We start from the raw sequence: 17,143 nt of genomic DNA on the forward strand, positions 1-17,143 counted from the left end.
GTGGTCAATCTTCTATGCCTTCCATCACGGCCACGAGCTCGTGGTCGGTCCACCCACGCGGCACGTCCTTCACGACCTTGCCGTGGAACATCACCAGCACGCGATCGCAGATCCGCAGGTCATCGAGCTCATCGGAGACCACGACCGCCCCCGCCCCCCTCTCGACCGCGTCCTCGACGGCGCCGAGCAGGGCCTGTTTGGCCTTGACGTCGACGCCGGCGGTCGGGTTGATCACGACCAGCACCGTCGGGTCGTCCACGAGCGCCCTAGCGAATACCACTTTCTGCGCGTTCCCCCCGGACAGGTCGCCGACGGGTTGATCGGGGCCTTCGGCCTTGATGTCCAAGGTCTCGATCATCTGCTCGGCCTTGGCACGGCGGCGCATCGGCGAGACGATGCCGTAGCGGCCCAGCTTGCGGGCGATCGGGAACGTGGCGTTCTCCCCCACGGACAGGAGCGGGATGAAGCCCTCGTGGTGCCGGTCCTCGGGCACGAATCCGAGCCCGGCCTTCATGGCCGCCGGCACATCGCCCGGCTTGACCCGGGCGCCGTTGACCGTGACCGTGCCCGCGTCGGCCTTGCGCAGCCCGACCAGGGTCTCGGCCAGGCCGACCTTGCCGCTGCTCGCGGAGCCGGCGAGGCCGACGACCTCGCCAGATTTAACCGAAATATCAATATCTGCGTAGCGGCCGGCCAGCGACAGGCCCTCGCCCGACAGCACCACCCGGTCGCCGGGGGTGCGGGAGCGGGACGCGTACGCGGCCGTGGCCTCTCCCGTCATCGCGGCGACCAGCTCGTCGTGCGGCAGGTCGGCGACCGGCTTGGTCACGATGTGCCGGGCGTCGCGGAAGACCGTGACGCTCTGGCAGATCTCGTACACCTCGTCGAGGTGGTGCGAGATGTACATCATCGTGACGCCCTGCTCGCGCAGCGAGCGCATGCGCGCGAACAACCGCTCGATGGCCGGCCCGTCCAGCCGGGCAGTGGGCTCGTCGAGGATGATGAACCTGGCTCCGAACGACAGCGCGCGAGCGATCTCCACGAGCTGGCGCTGCTCCACGCTCAGGTCCCCGGCCAGCGCCTGCGCGTCCACGTCCACCTCATACGTGTCCAGCAGCTCGCGCGCCCTGGCCCGCAGCGCGCGCCAGCCGATCGGGCCGGGGCGGTCCGTCTGGCGGTTGAGGAAGAGGTTCTCCGCGACCGTCAGCGCCGGGATGATCGTGGACTTCTGGTAGACGCAGGCGACACGCTGCCGCCAGGCGTCGCGGTCGGCGAGGGCGGGCGCCGCCTGTCCGGAGAACAGCACCTCGCCCTCGTCAGCCTGCTGGAGCCCGGTGAGGATCGACACCAGGGTGGACTTGCCCGCGCCGTTGCGGCCGACCAGCGCATGGGTCGCGCCCTCGGCGATGGCGATCTTCGCGCCGTTGAGCGCGACGGTGGGGCCGAAGCGCTTGACGACGTTTCGGGCTTCAACGTGAATGTTCATCCGAACTGTGGCGCCGAGAACCGGCCCTCAAGACCGGGAGGTAGCACCATCCCTCCTTTCGAAAACAGTACGGAAAAGCTTGGTGACACACGGTAATGTATGCGGCGGATGAGGCCCTCGTTACAGGAGGTGGGGGATGGCGATTTGTCGCTCTGCCACCTCATGTGTTCCGCCCGTACGGCGCGGTCCCCTACGACGCGCGGCTGATGAGTTGGAACCGGGATGCCCGCACCGTGTCGCTGTGGACCCCCACCGGCCGCGTCACCGTGCCCTACACCGGCCGACCGGACGATCTCAAGGCCATCGACACGCTTCCGCTCGGCGAGGCCGACCTGATCTATCGGCGCGGCGTGTGGCTGCTGCAGGTCGCCGTCACCCTGCCCAAACCGGCGGTGCGTGAGCCGGTCAACGGCTTCGTCGGGCTGGACCAAGGGGTGGCGAATCTGGCGGTAACCAGCGACGGCGCGGTGCTGCCCGGGCCCGCCCTGCCCGGCCCGATCCGTGGAAACGGGCACGTGCGCAGCCTGCGGGAGCGGCGGCATCGGCAACGCCGCCGCTTGCAGAAGAAGGGCACACCTGCGGCGCGGCGGGTGCTGCGCCGCCTGTCCGGGCGTGAGCACCGGATGATGACCGACGTCAACCACCAAATCTCCAACCATGTGGTGCGCGAAGCCGAACGCACCGACCGTGGCATCGCCCTGGAGGATCTCCAGGGCATCCGCGGCCGGGTAAGGGCTCACCGGCTCCAGCGGCGCACCCTGCACGGCTGGGCCTTCGCCCAGCCGATCGAGTTCACCCGCTACAAGGCCGCACGGGCCGGAGTCGCCTTCCACCTGGTCGACCCCGCCTACACCTCGCAGGCCCGCCCCGACTGCGGGTGCGTCTCCAGAGCGAACCGGCCCGCCCGGGGCCGGTTCGTCTGCACCGGCTGTGGCCTCGCTGGGCACGCCGATCACATCGCGGCCTGCAACATCGCCGTACGCGGCGTTGCGGGCTGGGCTGCTGTCAACCAGCCGCACGCTACCGGCCTCCCTTCAGCCAGACGGGATCGTGAGAGCAAATCATCGGCCTCAGCCGGGGGTAGTTGACCTACTTGACCTGGTTACCCCAGAGGCTCTTGTCATCCACGTTGTCCTTCGTGACGAGCGGCGCGGGGAGCTGGTCCTCCAGGCCGTTCGGGAGCTGGATGATGGTGCTGTCGTGGTCCGTCGGGCCCGCCTTGAACGTCTTGCCCTCCAACGCGGCCTTGGCATAGAAGAGCGCGTACTTGGCATACAGGTCGGCCGGCTGCGACACCGTGGCGTCGATCTCGCCCTTCCTGATCGCCTCGTACTCCTGCGGGATCCCGTCGTTGGAGACCACGAAGATGTGCTTGGGGTCGGCCGGCGGGACGAGCAGCCCCTTCTGCTTGAGCGTCTGCAGCGTCGGCGCCAGGTGAACGCCGCCGGCGTGCATGTAAATGCCCTTGACGTCGGGGTTCTGCTCCAGGCGGGTCTGCAGCATGGACGCGGCCTTGCTGCCCTCCCACTCGGTCGGCTCGCTGAACACCGTGATCCCGGGGAACTTGGTCTTCATGCACTCCAGGAACGCCTCGGACCGGTCACGGCCGTTGATCGAGCTGAGCGCGCCCTGCAGCTGCACGACCTTGCCCTTGCCGCCGAGCTTCTCGCCGAGGAACTCGCAGGCCTTGGTCCCGTACGCGCGGTTGTCGGCGCGTACGACCATGAACACCTTGCCCGTGTCCGGCCGGGTGTCGACGGTCACGACGGGGATCTTCTTGTTATCGAGCTGCTGCAGCGTGTTGGCGATGGCGCCGGTGTCCTGCGGCGCCATGACGATCGCCTTGGCGCCCTGGCCGATCAACGCCTGCACGTTGTTGACCAGCTTGGACACGTCGTTCTGCGAGTTCGTGGCGGGCATGAGGTCCACCTTGAGCTCGCCCGCCATCTGGGGGACGTATTTGATGTAGGAGTTCCAGAAGTCGGAGTCGGCCCGGGGATGGTCGATGCCGACCTTCCCGCCACCGCCTCCTCCTCCTGTTGTGGTCGTCGACGTCCCTGAGCCACATGCCGAGACGACCGCTATCAGGGCCGCGCCCGCGACCACCCGTGCGAACTTCATGGGGGGTTACCTTCCTTAGTTGATTGGCGGCCGGAGCCGGAGCCCTTGCATGCCACCGTCGACCGCGAGGGCGGTCCCGGTGGTCGCACCGGCCTCGGGGCTGGCGAGGTAGGCGATGGCCGCGGCGACCTCTTCCGCGCTGACCAGGCGGCCCATCGGCTGCCTGGCGTTGAGCGCCGCCCGCTCCGCCTCAGGATCGGGGGCGGAGTCGAGCAGCCGGTTGACCCACGGGGTGTCCGCGGTGCCCGGGTTGACGCAGTTGACCCGGATGCCCTCGCGGATGTGGTCCGCGGCCATCGCCATCGTCAGCGACAACACCGCGCCCTTCGTCGCGCTGTAGAGGGCCCGGTCGGGCAGTCCCGCCGTGGCCGCGACCGAGCAGGTGTTGACGATGGCGGCGTGCTGGGACTTCCTGAGGTACGGCAGTGCCGCCCGCGCCACCCGGACCATGCCGAGCACGTTGACGTCGAACACCCGCTGCCACTCGCTGTCCGGGTTGTCCTCGATGGTGCCCTGCGCTCCGATGCCCGCATTGTTGACGAGCACGTCGACGCCGCCGAGCCGGTCGGCGGCCTCGGCCACCGCGGCGCGCACCCCGGCGTCGTCGGTGACGTCCACCTTGATCCCGATGAACGGCTCGCCCGGCGGAGTGAGGTCCAGGCAGGCCACCTTCATGCCGCGCTCGGCGAGCAGGGTGGCCGCGGCCAGTCCGATGCCGGACCCGCCGCCGGTCACGATCGCTTTCAGGGTCACACGTCCCTCCAGACCTCGCCGCCGGGGAAGGTGTGCGCGGCGATCGACTCGGGGTGCATCTCCGCGCTGAAGCCCGGCGCGGACGGGGCGACGTACCGGCCGTCACGGATCACGACCGGGTCGACGAAGTGCTCGTGCAGGTGGTCGACGTATTCGATCACCCGGTCGTCCATGGTCCCGGTGATCGCCACGTAGTCGAACATCGACAGGTGCTGCACCAGCTCGCACAGTCCGACGCCGCCCGCGTGCGGGCACACCGGGACCCCGAACTTGGCCGCGAGCAGCAGGATCGCCAGGTTCTCGTTGACCCCGCCGACGCGGGCGGAGTCGATCTGCAGGTACGAGATCGCCCTCGCCTGCAGCAGTTGCTTGAACACGATGCGGTTCTGCACGTGCTCGCCGGTGGCCACTGGGATGGGCTCGATACCCTTGGCGATGGCGGCGTGTCCGAGCACGTCGTCGGGGCTGGTCGGCTCCTCGACCCAGTGGGGGTTGAACTCACGCAACGCGTTGATCCACGCGATGCCCGAGCCGACGTCCCAGCGCTGGTTGGCGTCGATCGCGATCGGGAACTCGGGGCCGCACACCTCCCTGGCCACCCGGAAGCGGCGCCTGTCGTCGTCGAGATCCGCGCCGACCTTGAGCTTGATCTGCCCGAACCCCTGCTCGAGGGCCTCCTTGCAGAGCCGCCGCAGCTTCTCGTCGTCGTACCCGAGCCACCCCGGCGAGGTCGTGTAAGCGGGGTAACCGACCTCGATGAGCTGATTTATCCGCTCTTCCTTGCCGTCTTCCGCGTTTCTCAGGATCTGAAGGGCGTCGTCCGGAGTCAGTGCGTCGCTCAAGTACCGGAAGTCGATGAGGTCGACGATCTCCTCGGGGGACATCTCGGACAGCAGCCGCCACAACGGCTTGCCCGCCCGCTTCGCTTTGAGATCCCACAGGGCGTTGACCACGGCGGAGATCGCCATGTGCATGACGCCCTTCTCCGGCCCCAGCCAGCGCAGTTGCGAGTCGTTGACCATGTCCTTGTACAGGGTGCCGAGGTCTTCGACGTCCTTGCCCAGCACGTACGGCTCGAGCGCGCTGATGGCGATCGTCTGGATGTCGTTCCCGCGCCCGATGGTGAACGCGAACCCGTGCCCCTCGAACCCGTCGTCGGTCTTCAGCACGACGTAGGCCGCGGAGTAGTCGGGGTCCGGATTCATCGCGTCGGAGCCGTCGAGCTCCCGTGAGGTCGGAAACCGCACGTCGTGCGTCTCCATTTCGACGATCTTGTACGTCGCCCCTGGTCCGGTCATGCCTGCCCCACCGTCTGGCGCTGCCGCCCCAGCCCCTCGATCTCCAGCTCCATCACGTCACCGGCCTTCAGGTACGGCTGCCCAGGCATCCCCAGGCCCACACCGGCCGGCGTGCCCGTATTGATGACGTCACCCGGCTCCAGCACCATGAACTGGCTGAGGTAACGCACGATCTCCGCCACATCGAAGATCATGTTCTTGGTGTCGCCGTCCTGGCGGCGCTCGCCGTTGACCCAGAGGCGCAGGGGCAGGTTCTGCGGGTCCCCGACCTCGTCCGCGGTCACCAGCCAGGGGCCGAGGGGGTTGAACGTCTCGCACGACTTGCCTTTGTCCCACTGCCCGCCGCGCTCGAGCTGGAACTCGCGCTCGGACACGTCGTTGGCGACCGCATAGCCGGCGATCACGCCCAGCGCCTCCTCCTTGCTGCCCAGATAGCGGGCCTCCTGGCCGATGATCACGGCCAGCTCGACCTCCCAGTCGGTCTTCACGCTCCCCCGCGGGACGAGCACCTCGTCGTAAGGGCCGATCATGGTGTTGGGAGCCTTCATGAACACGACCGGCTCGGCCGGCGCCTCCAAGCCTGACTCCGCGGCGTGATCGCTGTAGTTCAGGCCGATGCAGACGATCTTGCCCGGTCGCGCGATCGGTGCGCCGACGCGCAGCCCCTCGACGTCGATGACCGGCAGGTCACCGCGCTCGAGCGCCTCGCGGACGCGTGCCACTCCCCCGGAGGCGAGAAAGGCGCCATCGATCTCAGGCTCTCCTATGTCGCGCAGGTTACCGGCGTCGTCCAGCACCGCCGGCCGCTCCTGTCCGACAGGTCCTACTCGCAGCAGCTTCACACCGCATCCTTCATCATATACATCGGATGTCTCGTCTCCCGATGCTCGTGCGCGCGAACGGGATGTGTCAAGGGTGAGAAGTGGGAAACATCCGATCCGTGACCTGGAGATTCTTCGCAAAGGGGCAACTCCGATCTGTGAACCGGGTTTACCGTCCGGAGGATCGTGTCCCTGCCGCCGAAAGGCCAGCGAGAAGAGACATCGGAGGTCGAACGAGACAGCCAGCCATGACCGTGCACGACGACGGCCGAGCTACGCAGCGCTCAACTGCGACGCAGCGTGCGGCGTGCGGCGCGGCGTGCGGCGCGGCGTGCGGCGGCGTCGGCGTGCGGCGGCGTCGGTGTGCGGCGGCGTCGGCGTGCGGCGGCGTCGGCGTGCGGCACAGCCCTGCGGCGGCCTTTCGGTACGTGGGGCTGTGGCGGTCACGAGGCGCGGCGGCGGACGGGCGCGGCAATGGGATATCGAGCGGTGATATCGAGCAGGGACGTCAAGCGAGGTGGCGGGCGTGATTTGGCATTGGGACTTCGGCGCCCGAGGCCGTGGCACTGCCGAGTCACCATTGACTCTCCTTGACGGTCGTACAGTCCCGTAATAGAACACGTTTCAGTACGGTCTAACCAAGCGCTTGATCAAGAGGGTGACCCCGGTGCACATCGACCTCGTCGACAGGGACCGCTACGCGACCGCTGGACCACCGCACGACCAGTTCGCGTGGCTACGCGCGAACTCTCCCGTCCACTGGCACGAAGGCGAGCCCGGTTTCTGGGCCGTCACCCGCTACGAGGACGTCGTCCACATCTCACGCCACTCCGACCTGTTCTCCTCGTACCGGAAGCTCGCCCTGGTCGAGGAGCTGACGGAGGAGCAGATCGCCCTCCAGCGGCTCATGATGCTCAACCAGGACCCGCCGGAGCACACGAGACGGCGTTCCCTGGTCAACCGAGGCTTCACCCCCCGCACGATCGGAGCCCTCGAACAACACATCCGCGACATCTGCGACGACCTCCTCGACAAGTGCACGGGCGAGATCGACTTCGTCACCGAAGTCGCCGCGCCGCTGCCCCTCTACGTGATCTGCGAGCTGCTCGGCGCGCCTGTATCCGACCGCGACAAGGTGTTCGCCTGGTCCAACCGCATGATCGGCGCACAGGACCCCGACTACGCCGCCAACCCCCAGGAGGGCTCCGCCGCCGCCATGGAGGTCTACGCCTGGGCCAACCAGCTGGCGGCGCAACGAAGAGCCAATCCCAAGAACGACATCGTCACCAAGCTCCTGCAGCCGGACGAGAACGGCGAAACGCTCGACGAGCACGAGTTCGACCTCTTCGTCCTCCTCCTGGTGGTCGCCGGCAACGAGACCACCCGCAACGCCGCCTCGGGCGGCATGCTCACCCTCTTCGAGCATCCGGACCAGTGGGACCGCCTCGTCGCCGACCCCACGCTGGCCAAGACGGCCGCTGACGAGATCGTCCGCTGGATCTCCCCGGTCAACCTGTTCCGCCGGACCTCCACGAAGGATCAGGAGCTGGGCGGGCAGCAGATCAAGGCCGACGACAAGGTCGTGGTCTTTTACGCCGCCGCCAACCGCGACACCGCCGTCTTCCCGGACGCGGAAGCCTTCGACATCGGCCGCGACCCGAACCCGCACATCGGCTTCGGCGGCGGCGGCGCCCATTTCTGCCTGGGTAACCACCTCGCCAAGCTGGAACTCCGCATCCTGTTCGAACAACTGGCCCGCCGCCGCCCCCGCCTCCGCCAAACAGGCCCGGCCCGCCGCCTGCGCTCGAACTTCATCAACGGCATCAAGGAGCTACCCGTCACCATCGGCTAACCGACCAACCCGTCACCATCGACCGACCGACCAACCCCTCACCATCGGCTGACCGACCTGAAGCGGGACTGGCGGCGGGCTGCGCGGATGCCGCGGAGGATGCGGGTGGTGCCTTCCGGGCCCGGTTGCCAGCCGCGCTCGATCAGGGCGTCGGCCACATGGTGAAGGAGGTCGGCAATCTGGCCGGGAATGACGTCTCTCCGGACGGCGATCACCCGCCAGCCGCGCCGGCGTAGCTCCTCACGGCGGTCGACGTCGTGTTGCTGGTCGGTGGTCGAGGTGTGGTGTTCCTGGCCATCGTATTCGACAGCGACCTTGAAGTCCTCCCAGCCCAGGTCGAGGTAGGCGTGCCTGTCATCGTCCAGGTCGACCCTGATTTGGGTGGTGGGCCTGGGAAGGCCGCCCTCCACGAGAATGACGCGGAGCCAGCTCTCCCTGGGGGAGGCGGCTCCGGGGTCGGCCAAGCTCAGGGTGTCGCGCAGGCGCCAGGAGTTGAGCGGGCGGTGCCACAGCGCTTCGACGTCGACTCCCTCCCTGGCGAACTGGTCGAGGATCGCCACGCCCTCCATGCGGGGCAACCAGCGGGCGCAGTCGAGAGCGGTGCGTTCCATGGTCGTGATGCGGACGCCCTTGTGCTCGGTGATGTCCTCATCGGGCAAGGGCGCGATGCAGGTGACGCAGTCGGGGACCGCCAGGTGGCTAGGGGCAGTCAGCTCGATCGGCCAGTCGTCCGGCGGTGCGGGCAAGATGTTCAGGCCCCAGATCCAGGCGGCCGTCTGACGACAAACGACGGCCTGCGGGACCGCGCGGGTTATCCGCCTGGCACGGTCGATCAAGGGGGCTGTCGGGCGAGGGCGTGGGTTCACGGCGAGAAGGATGCCGGGGCGGAGCCCGCCGCAGCGGGGCCGAACGGGATTCTGTGGAGAACTGTGCGTTATCGGCGATCAGGTGGGTTGCCTGGGGCTTTGCGGCTGCGATGCGGCGCTGGTCTCACTGGCATGGTCGTAGCACACGCCGCTCCGCACAGGAGCTAACGGTACTCCCGGACGCTCCCCCCGAGGAACGCTCATCCACTCGTGGCCCAAGTCCCAAGAGCGAGTTGCCCGACCGCAACGATGAACCGCGCCCACACGAGCACCGGTATTTCCAACCCCTTGGGCTGCCAGCCCTACGGCCTTTCATGCGCCACGAAATCCTCATCGATCTCCGAAACGCACCCATCCCGGCCCGCCCGGCCTTTTCCGGCCCATCTCCTCGCGCCTGATGTCGTCCACGAACGCCTCCAGGCTGTCTCTCGTACGACCACGTCTGCGTCTGCCGCCACCAGACTTGTACGAAAGGACCGAACTTATCCCGGCGCGCTCCAGGAAGCTCAAGTCGTCCTCGGCCATGTCAATTCCTGCGCCAAGGGCCGCCGACCGCCGGCCGCAGGGGCTGAATCAGCGAGCCAGGAAAGCGCGCACGATACGGTTACCAGCCCGAGAACGCCGGCCGTAGGAGGGTGCACGACGCGATATCCAAGAAGGGGTACGGCTATCACGACATCGTGGACGAGGTCATCGGGATGTTCGGTGACGGCGACTGCAAATAGCGACGGGCGACAGTCTCGTCTGCCATTACCCGAAGATCGTAAGATGGCCGCCCGGGACACTGAGCGGAGGACCAAACTGGTATTCGACCCGAACCGCATGGAGGCAAGTCTCCATGCTCTCCTGGGACTCCACGCGGTCGGTGTCGGCCGGGCCCTCGACATGGGGATCATCGACTTCGACCCCGCACCGCCGGACACCTGGGCAGACGACTGGCGGAGCGCCTTCGCGCTCCACCTCCAATGCCCCTTCCGCATCACGTACGAGAGCCGGGTGATTCTCGGTTCCGCTGACCTCGCGTGGCTCGAACGCGAAGTCCGTGGCACCGGCGAGACTGAAAGCGAACGGACCATGTACGACTTCATGGCGGATCGGGTCGACGCTACCTTCACGGAGCTGCGGCCCACCGTGACCGCTGTGCGGGTATCGCCTTTCGGCGATCTCCATGTCGATCTGGAACGCGAGTTCACGGTGCAGGCATTTCCGGCCGGGTCCGGGCGCGCCGAGGCGTGGCGTTTCCTGCGAAGAGGTGCAGAGCATGTGGTGTTTCCCCCTGACGAACAGGTGGAAGAACAGTGAGCCTCAAGGTCGACCGGAATGCTGGGCCGGCCGACTGGCGACAAGCGGCCATGCGGACTCTCGGCATCGAGGAACCGCGGCGAGCTCGCCATGATGATCGGCGAAGCGATGATCGATGCCTTGAGTATGGCGCTCCTCCGTATGCTGACGCCTCTACGGGTCTCCGGGCTAATGAGCTATGACCTCGCCTCGGTCCCCTGATCAAGGCCCTATGGCTGCATATGGGTGCCTCTGCGGCCTGCCAAGCCTCTGGCAAGCGGCCCCGACCCCCGGCCGCCAGCCTGCGGCGCGCCGTCCGTGTCCCAAGGCGGTCGTCGCCGTCGGCGGCGTGATCGCGGAGCTTGCCTGCGGCCAGCACGAGCGAGACCACCGCCGCCAGCCGCGCCCCACGTGCCCCACCGGCCCCGAGTCCACCACCTCGACCGGGCGGAACTCTCGCGCGCACGGCCCGGCGATCCGGCGCGGCCGAGGGCAGCTGCGCCACCGTGAGCACCGAAATGACCATGGTGTCGTAGTTGGTGGTCAACCGGGCGGCCTGCCCCTGCCCGTCCCGTAACGTCAGGCACAGCCCGCACAGGTGCGCCCGCCACGCCTCGAACAGCGACGGGCACTCCATGCGCGGCGCAAGGCGGATGATTCCGAACACCCAGCGCATCGTACGACGAGCCGGCGCGATGGCGGACGGCACAGTGCGGACGGGTATTTCTGCGCGGTCGCCGCCTGGGCCGCGGGATACGTTTCCGAAACCAGGCTGGAGGTATCCCTGTTCACCTCCAGCCTGACCGTTGTCCGCGGGGTGTCGAATGCCGGGTGCCGCCGATCGCCTCTCCTGTAAAGAGCGCATGCCGGGCGTCCAACGGCGGGGGGACTCGCGCGTGAGGGCCCATTGTTCGTGCTGTGGTCGCTGGTGGCCTTGCGCAGCTTACAGCGCGGTGAGAAGCGAGGTTGTCCAACTCGGTTGGCGGCAAGGAGCGCGCCGCATCGGTTGTGACGGCACCTTGCCCTCTCGGCTGTCAGGATCGGGATCACTAATGCCTCAGGGGTGCAGCGTGAGGCCCTTCAGGACCTTATCAACGCCGTTCCTGGCGCCATGGACCGCCACCCCCACCAACCCCAGCTCATCGGCCTCCACAGCCCGCACAGCCGCCCGGTTGTCCGCGTCGTGCCCCGTCTTGAACATCTCCTCGATGTACACGGCCACGTCCATCCCCCGCCCCACCGCCTTCTCCCGGACGACCCGCAGCTCCTCCTGACCCGCCACATACACCAGCACGGGCTGCCGGAACATCGGCAGGTACGAGTTGCCCGACCCGTCCTCGTACGGCTCTCCGACAGTCTCCGGAACCCCGCCCGCGACCGCACTGGCCAGGAAGGCGGTGACGTTGAGCTGCTGCCATGCGGCTAGATCCGCGCGGACCACGATGCCGATCTTGGTGTCGAAACGCATGGCAGCAAGTCTCCACGCCCCCGCCTCACCCGGTCTTGAACGCTCGTGCGGCAGTGGGAGAGGGCTACGCCGTGATGACCGGGCGCCAATCGGGCACCTCGTGGTAGCGCCGCAGCTCGGACACCCCCGACAGGAAGCCGCCCCACGCCGCGTACGGCGGCCGCTGGGCGTCGAACCCGCTCTGCACCAGCGTCAGCCGCGTCTTCCCCTCGGACCCCTCCAGCTCCCACGTCCCAACGCCGGGTCCGCCCCAGTCGAGCGAGAACTTGCGGCCGGGCTCGAGCTCCAGCACCTTCGCCGGGCTGGGGTCGTTGGCGAGTCCGCCCATCGCGAACCGCCCGCCCACGAAAGGCTCGATCTCGATCGGGAACCCGAACCACTTCGTCACCGCCTCCGAGTCCGTGATCGAGGCGAACACGTCGGACGGCGAGGCGTCGATGGTGACCTCGGCCCGCATCTCCGTAGTGGTGAAGTCCACCTTGGGCGTGAGCTCGCGCCCTTCGAAGTGCTCGGCCAGGTTGGCCAGGGCCTGGCACCAGTACGTCTGCAGCACGCCCCGGATGCTCTTGCCCGTGATCACGTCCTGGAAGTCGAAGTGCGTCTGCGACAGCGTCACGATGGTGACGCCCTCGCTCTCCTCCGCCAGCGTGAACTCGGTGGTCGTCTCCTCACCGTCCAGCAGCCAAGCGAACCGCACCGTCCGCTCGTCGGCGTGCAGCAGGCGCTGATGCGGCGCGTCCCCCTCAGGCGTCGTACGCCCCCAGAACCCGAACCGGTCAGGCAGCTCCACCTCGGCGTGCTCGGCGAGCCAAATGCGCAGCGCGGCCGGATCGGTGAGCGCCTGCCGCACGTCCTTGAGCGGCGCCTGGACGCGGGCGCGCAGGATCACGGGCTCAGTCATGGTCATCTCCTTCTGACGAGTCGTCGACTTGCTTCGGGTAGCAGGCGACGGCGAGCTTGAAGGCGTCGCCCTCGGCCCCGCCGTACCGCGTGAACAGGTCCTGCAGCATTGTCTGGAGCTCGCTCAGGAACTCCTGACGGTTCTCCGGACGCACGTGGATCTCCCCGGACAGGCCGATGGACGGCAGCTCGGGCGCGGTCCTGTCGAGCGCCGCGATGTCGGCCTGCACCTCCTCCATGAGGTCCAGCAGGTAGCCGAGGCTCAGCTCGTCGCGCGCCTGGCGCAATCCGCCGATCCGGCCGACCAGGCGTGGCGACAGCCAGTACGAGCGGGCACCGGCCTGGTAGATGCCCTCGGAGATCCCGCGCACCTTGCGCTCGGACACCAGGTCCACCAGCCCCGCCTCGACCAGCCGTTTCACGTGGTAGTAGACCCGCTGCGGCGTCTGCCCGAGCCGCTCGGCGACCTCCGAGCACGTGCGCGGCTCGGCCAGCTGCCGCAGCACCTCCACGCGCTGCGGCTTGAGCAGCGCCTCGGCCTGCTCGATCTCTTCCAGGTACAGGACATCTCTCATCGCAAAAACAATCCTTTACGTAAAAATTCTCTTTGTCAATGGTGGGCTCGCGAGAATGGAGGGATGCCGCATGACTGGTCGAGATACTGGCGATCGCCCGATCGGCCGATAGAGGCCATGCACGCCCACTTCGAGCGGCACGTCTACCACCGCCACAGCCACGAGACCTACTCCTTCGGAGTGACGGAGACCGGGGCGCAGTCGTTCACGTGCCGGGGTTCGGCGCACACGAGCGCAGCCGGTATGGTCATGGCCTTCAACCCCGACGACCCCCACGACGGCCACGCCGCGAACGCCCTCGGCTTCACCTACCGGATGATCCACATAGCCCCGGACCTGGTCGCCGACGCCCTCCAGGACGCGACAGGCCACCGCACCGGGCTCCCCCTCTTCACGGCGCCCGTAGCCGCCGACCCGGCCCTGGCGACCACCCTGCGCGCCCTCCACGTGGCCCTCCTGGACCCGGGCACCCCGGCCCTCCGCCGCGACGAGCTCCTCACGGCCACGATCGCCCGCATCGTCCACCGGACGGCGACGAAGCCCCTTCCCGGCCCAGCCGAGCCCAGCAGGTCGACAGCCATCGCCCGGCATGCCAGACAGCTCCTCCACGACCGCATGACGGACGACCTGTCCATCGACGATCTGGCCAGGTCCACCGACACCAGCCGCTACACGGTCTACCGCGCCTTCCAGGCCGAGTACGGCCTCCCACCCAGCGACTACCAGCGCCAGCTCCGCCTCAGAAGGGCTCGCGATCTCATAGCGACCGGAACGCCCATCAGCGAAGCGGCCAACGCGACGGGCTTCGCCGACCAAAGCCACCTGACCCGCTGGTTCACGCGGTACTTCGGCCTCACCCCAGGCGCCTACCGCCAAGCCGTGACCACGGAGTAGGTGCCCGTGCGCGCCGTGTTCGCCTTCGCCGGGGCGGCGCTGGTCCTCGCTACCCGCTCGCGGGCGCCGGCGTTCTTACTCACAGCCTTGGGCGTGCCTCTGGGGCTCTGCCCTCTCGGGAGCTCCCTTGATCTAGGGGTACACTTATATAAACTGCACACCTAGATCTTGCAGGACGGTCACCGTGGACAAGCCGGCAGGAATGTTTGATCGAGACTACGAGTGGGCGGCACTGTCTCGGTTCATCGCTGATGAGCAGCCTGGTGCCACTCTGGGCGTGGTGTCTGGCCGACGTCGTCAGGGCAAGACCTTCTTGCTGGAAGCCGCGTGTCAGGCATACGGCGGGTTCTATTTCGGCGCGACCGAAGCCACCGACGCCGAGTCGCTGCGGCGGATCAGCGACGCCTTGACACGGCACCTCCAACCCCACAGCCCCTACCATTTCGCGGACTGGTCGGAAGTCATCGACGTCCTTCTCGGCCTCGGCGTCGAACGCCCGATCCCGGTGGTGATCGACGAGTTCCCCTACCTCGCGCGGGCGAACCCCGAGCTCCCCTCGCTCCTGCAGAACGCGTTCCGGCCACTCCGCAGCGAGCGCGTGCGCTCCCGATCCAGGGTGCTGTTGTGCGGCTCAGCCCTCTCCTTCATGGGCCGACTGCTGGGTGGTGATGCGCCGCTCCGCGGCCGGGCAGGGCTGGAACTCCTCCTCCGCCCACTGGATCACAAACTCGCCGCCGCGTTCTGGGACATCACCGACCCACTCCTCGCTATGAAGGTCAACGCCATCGTCGGCGGCACACCCGCGTATCGGCGGGAATTCGCCCGCAGCGACTCTCCATCCGGGCCGGACGACTTCGACGACTGGGTCAGGAGAACGGTCCTCAATCCGGAAACCCCCCTATTCCGGGAGGCGCGCTATCTGCTGGCGGAGGAACCAGATCTGAGAGACACCGCTCTGTATCTGTCGGTTCTGGCCGCGGTCGCTGATGGCAACTCAACCCGTGGCGGGGTCGCGAGTTTCCTGGGCCGCAAGGCCGCCGACATCGCCCACCCCTTCAACGTGCTCGAGGATGCGGGATTGCTGGTCAGGGATGCTGACATGTTCCGCGACAACCGACCCACCTACCGCATCACCGAGCCCCTGATCACCTTTTATCACGCAATCATGAGGCCCATGTGGGATCAGCTGGAACGTCCGGGTAGCGCCGCGCGTGTCTGGCGAGCCAGCCAGCAGCGCTTCGTCGGCAACGTGCTGGGACCACACTTCGAACAGGTCTGCCGCGACTGGACATTGCATCACGCGGACCCCGACATATTGGGCGATCTTCCGGGCAAAGTCGGGCATGGCGTCGTGCACGATCCACGTTCACGGACCAACCACGAAGTCGACATGGTCGCGGTTGCCGCCGCTGACGGAGGAAAGCCACGCCTCCTCGCGATCGGCGAGGCCAAGTGGAATGACGTGTTGGGAGCCGCACACGTTGACCGGCTCCGGACCATCCGCGACGTCATCGCTGCGGTCGGCAAGTACGACGTAGCGGACACCCGCTTGATCTGTTTCAGCGGAGCCGGATTCAACGAGAAGGCCCGCGTCATGGCCGAGGCTGCCGGAAATATCCATCTCGTGGGCATCGCGGATCTCTATGCCTGAGCTCAGTTACGGCCAGGAGCTGTCCTGGTCGGGATCGCCGCCTTCGGACAGAAGCCGCAAATCCGACTCGACCATCATCGCGACAAGCTCATCGAACGACACTCTCGGCTCCCAGCCCAACTGCGCCCGCGCCTTCTTGGGATCCGCGCACAGCAGATCCACCTCTGCCGGCCGGTGCAGCGACTGGTCAGTCACCACATAACGTTCCCAGTCCAGCCCGGCCGCGCTGAAGGCGGCTTCCACCAGCTCCCTGACCGACTTCATCCGCCCGGTGCCGATCACGTAGTCCTCGGGGGTGCCGGCCCGCAGCATGAGATGCATGGCCTTCACGTAGTCCCCGGCGTACCCCCAGTCCCGCCGCGCCTCCAGGTTGCCCAGCCGCAGCTCCGTGGCCAGGCCGAGCTTGATCCTTGCCACCCCGAGCGACACCTTCCTGGTCACGAACTCGGCGCCGCGGCGCGGCGACTCGTGGTTGAACAGGATCCCGGACACGGCGAACATGCCGTAGGACTCGCGATAGTTCTGGGTGAGAAAGTGCCCGTAGGCCTTGGCCACGCCGTACGGGGAACGCGGGTGGAAGGCGGTGCGCTCGGTCTGCGGGGTCTCGCTGACCTGGCCGAACATCTCGGAGGAGGAGGCCTGATAAAAGCGGATCTGTCCCGACGGGCCGACCGAAGCACCCCGCGACACGCCCGAGCACACCCGGATCGCCTCGAGCATGCGCAGCACGCCCATCCCGGTCACCTCGGCCGTGAGCTCGGCCTGCTCCCACGACATGGGGACGAACGAGATCGCGCCCAGGTTGTACACCTCGTCCGGCTGAACCCGTTCCACAGCCGAGATCAGCGACCCCTGGTCCAGCAGATCACCACGCACCACTTGCACGTCGGACAACAGCTTGCGCATCCGGGAAACCCGCGGGTTCGCCTGCCCCCGGGCCAGCCCCCAGACTTCGTACCCCTGCTCGAGCAGGTGCTCCGCTAGGTAGGAACCGTCCTGGCCGGTGATGCCGGTGATCAGAGCGCGCCTGGCCAAGGGTCCTCCAACGATCGGGTACCGCATCCCTTTGTGACGGAATGTACAGCTAAGCACCTGGAAAGAGCATCAAGCCCCCTAGAACCTGTTCCACCGAACCACGCTCGGTTACAGCAACGTCGCAGTTCGCACCACGTGTGGA

General features: G+C 67.5%; 16 protein-coding genes. 5 read left to right on the top strand and 11 right to left on the bottom strand.

Features of this window, described 5'->3' with window-relative positions; genetic code table 11:
- Window positions 1–4: 4 nt before the first annotated feature.
- A complete protein-coding gene (locus tag ACTWPT_RS09485; RefSeq protein WP_443176893.1) occupies window positions 5–1,486 on the bottom strand; it encodes a sugar ABC transporter ATP-binding protein in 1,482 nt (493 codons plus the stop codon).
- A 164-nt stretch (window positions 1,487–1,650) separates the two neighbouring features.
- Between ACTWPT_RS09485 and ACTWPT_RS09490 the strand changes: the two genes are divergently transcribed.
- Window positions 1,651–2,574, top strand: coding sequence for an RNA-guided endonuclease InsQ/TnpB family protein (locus ACTWPT_RS09490; RefSeq protein WP_443176894.1), 924 nt, complete (start codon window positions 1,651–1,653; stop codon window positions 2,572–2,574).
- Between the two features lies 1 nt (window position 2,575).
- Here ACTWPT_RS09490 and ACTWPT_RS09495 read toward each other — a convergent pair whose 3' ends face one another.
- From ACTWPT_RS09495 to ACTWPT_RS09510, 4 genes are read right to left on the bottom strand one after another with little or no spacing between them, the layout of a single operon-like run.
- Entirely contained in the window at window positions 2,576–3,607 is a 1,032-nt protein-coding gene (locus tag ACTWPT_RS09495; protein ID WP_443176895.1) for a sugar ABC transporter substrate-binding protein, read from the bottom strand.
- Between the two features lie 15 nt (window positions 3,608–3,622).
- Window positions 3,623–4,360: an SDR family NAD(P)-dependent oxidoreductase gene (locus ACTWPT_RS09500; RefSeq protein WP_443176896.1), complete on the bottom strand. Its 738-nt coding sequence runs from the start codon at window positions 4,358–4,360 to the stop codon at window positions 3,623–3,625.
- Window positions 4,357–5,658 (bottom strand): enolase C-terminal domain-like protein, encoded by a 1,302-nt coding sequence (locus ACTWPT_RS09505; protein ID WP_443176897.1) that lies wholly within the window; start codon window positions 5,656–5,658, stop codon window positions 4,357–4,359. Before ACTWPT_RS09505 ends, ACTWPT_RS09500 begins: the two co-directional genes overlap by 4 nt.
- Window positions 5,655–6,500, bottom strand: coding sequence for a fumarylacetoacetate hydrolase family protein (locus ACTWPT_RS09510; protein WP_443176898.1), 846 nt, complete (start codon window positions 6,498–6,500; stop codon window positions 5,655–5,657). Before ACTWPT_RS09510 ends, ACTWPT_RS09505 begins: the two co-directional genes overlap by 4 nt.
- A 646-nt stretch (window positions 6,501–7,146) precedes the next feature.
- On the opposite strand from ACTWPT_RS09510, the gene ACTWPT_RS09515 reads away from it, so the two are divergent.
- On the top strand, window positions 7,147–8,331 hold the full coding sequence (locus ACTWPT_RS09515; protein WP_443176899.1) for a cytochrome P450: 1,185 nt from the start codon (window positions 7,147–7,149) through the stop codon (window positions 8,329–8,331).
- A gap of 38 nt (window positions 8,332–8,369) precedes the next feature.
- Here ACTWPT_RS09515 and ACTWPT_RS09520 read toward each other — a convergent pair whose 3' ends face one another.
- A complete protein-coding gene (locus tag ACTWPT_RS09520; protein ID WP_443176900.1) occupies window positions 8,370–9,197 on the bottom strand; it encodes a DUF559 domain-containing protein in 828 nt (275 codons plus the stop codon).
- A 768-nt stretch (window positions 9,198–9,965) separates the two neighbouring features.
- On the opposite strand from ACTWPT_RS09520, the gene ACTWPT_RS09525 reads away from it, so the two are divergent.
- Window positions 9,966–10,499 carry a hypothetical protein gene (locus ACTWPT_RS09525; RefSeq protein ID WP_443176901.1) on the top strand — a complete coding sequence of 178 codons (534 nt, stop codon included), beginning with the start codon at window positions 9,966–9,968 and terminating at the stop codon, window positions 10,497–10,499.
- Here the strand turns inward: ACTWPT_RS09525 and ACTWPT_RS09530 are convergent.
- From ACTWPT_RS09530 to ACTWPT_RS09545, 4 genes are all read right to left on the bottom strand, one after another.
- Window positions 10,387–11,343, bottom strand: a complete 957-nt coding sequence (locus ACTWPT_RS09530) for a DUF5685 family protein (protein ID WP_443176902.1) — start codon at window positions 11,341–11,343, stop codon at window positions 10,387–10,389. The genes ACTWPT_RS09525 and ACTWPT_RS09530 overlap by 113 nt on opposite strands.
- A 192-nt stretch (window positions 11,344–11,535) precedes the next feature.
- Window positions 11,536–11,946: a DUF2000 family protein gene (locus ACTWPT_RS09535; RefSeq protein WP_443176903.1), complete on the bottom strand. Its 411-nt coding sequence runs from the start codon at window positions 11,944–11,946 to the stop codon at window positions 11,536–11,538.
- A 64-nt stretch (window positions 11,947–12,010) separates the two neighbouring features.
- Entirely contained in the window at window positions 12,011–12,847 is an 837-nt protein-coding gene (locus ACTWPT_RS09540) for an SRPBCC domain-containing protein (RefSeq protein ID WP_443176904.1), read from the bottom strand.
- Complete coding sequence (locus ACTWPT_RS09545) at window positions 12,840–13,421, bottom strand: helix-turn-helix domain-containing protein (protein WP_443163744.1); 582 nt, start codon at window positions 13,419–13,421, stop codon at window positions 12,840–12,842. The genes ACTWPT_RS09540 and ACTWPT_RS09545 overlap by 8 nt, the downstream gene beginning before the upstream one ends.
- A gap of 117 nt (window positions 13,422–13,538) precedes the next feature.
- On the opposite strand from ACTWPT_RS09545, the gene ACTWPT_RS09550 reads away from it, so the two are divergent.
- Window positions 13,539–14,315, top strand: coding sequence for an AraC family transcriptional regulator (locus ACTWPT_RS09550; protein ID WP_443176905.1), 777 nt, complete (start codon window positions 13,539–13,541; stop codon window positions 14,313–14,315).
- 184 nt (window positions 14,316–14,499) lie between these two features.
- Entirely contained in the window at window positions 14,500–15,966 is a 1,467-nt protein-coding gene (locus tag ACTWPT_RS09555; RefSeq protein ID WP_443176906.1) for an AAA family ATPase, read from the top strand.
- Between the two features lie 6 nt (window positions 15,967–15,972).
- Here ACTWPT_RS09555 and ACTWPT_RS09560 read toward each other — a convergent pair whose 3' ends face one another.
- The gene (locus ACTWPT_RS09560; RefSeq protein ID WP_443176907.1) at window positions 15,973–17,001 is read right to left on the bottom strand and encodes a GDP-mannose 4,6-dehydratase; all 1,029 of its coding nucleotides are present in this window, start codon (window positions 16,999–17,001) and stop codon (window positions 15,973–15,975) included.
- Between the last annotated feature and the right edge of the window lie 142 nt (window positions 17,002–17,143).

It is taken from the genome of Nonomuraea sp. 3N208, from assembly GCF_052245935.1.
Taxonomy (GTDB): Bacteria; Actinomycetota; Actinomycetes; order Streptosporangiales; family Streptosporangiaceae; genus Nonomuraea.

What these genes read in the sequence shown, in the direction of transcription:
- ACTWPT_RS09545 (WP_443163744.1), bottom strand. Translation starts at nt 13,421, where the DNA reads ATGAGAGATGTCCTGTACCTGGAAGAGATCGAGCAGGCCGAGGCGCTG.
- ACTWPT_RS09485 (WP_443176893.1), bottom strand. Translation starts at nt 1,486, where the DNA reads ATGAACATTCACGTTGAAGCCCGAAACGTCGTCAAGCGCTTCGGCCCC.
- ACTWPT_RS09495 (WP_443176895.1), bottom strand. Translation starts at nt 3,607, where the DNA reads ATGAAGTTCGCACGGGTGGTCGCGGGCGCGGCCCTGATAGCGGTCGTC.
- ACTWPT_RS09550 (WP_443176905.1), top strand. Translation starts at nt 13,539, where the DNA reads ATGCACGCCCACTTCGAGCGGCACGTCTACCACCGCCACAGCCACGAG.
- ACTWPT_RS09535 (WP_443176903.1), bottom strand. Translation starts at nt 11,946, where the DNA reads ATGCGTTTCGACACCAAGATCGGCATCGTGGTCCGCGCGGATCTAGCC.
- ACTWPT_RS09525 (WP_443176901.1), top strand. Translation starts at nt 9,966, where the DNA reads ATGGCCGCCCGGGACACTGAGCGGAGGACCAAACTGGTATTCGACCCG.
- ACTWPT_RS09540 (WP_443176904.1), bottom strand. Translation starts at nt 12,847, where the DNA reads ATGACTGAGCCCGTGATCCTGCGCGCCCGCGTCCAGGCGCCGCTCAAG.
- ACTWPT_RS09530 (WP_443176902.1), bottom strand. Translation starts at nt 11,343, where the DNA reads ATGCGCTCTTTACAGGAGAGGCGATCGGCGGCACCCGGCATTCGACAC.
- ACTWPT_RS09505 (WP_443176897.1), bottom strand. Translation starts at nt 5,658, where the DNA reads ATGACCGGACCAGGGGCGACGTACAAGATCGTCGAAATGGAGACGCAC.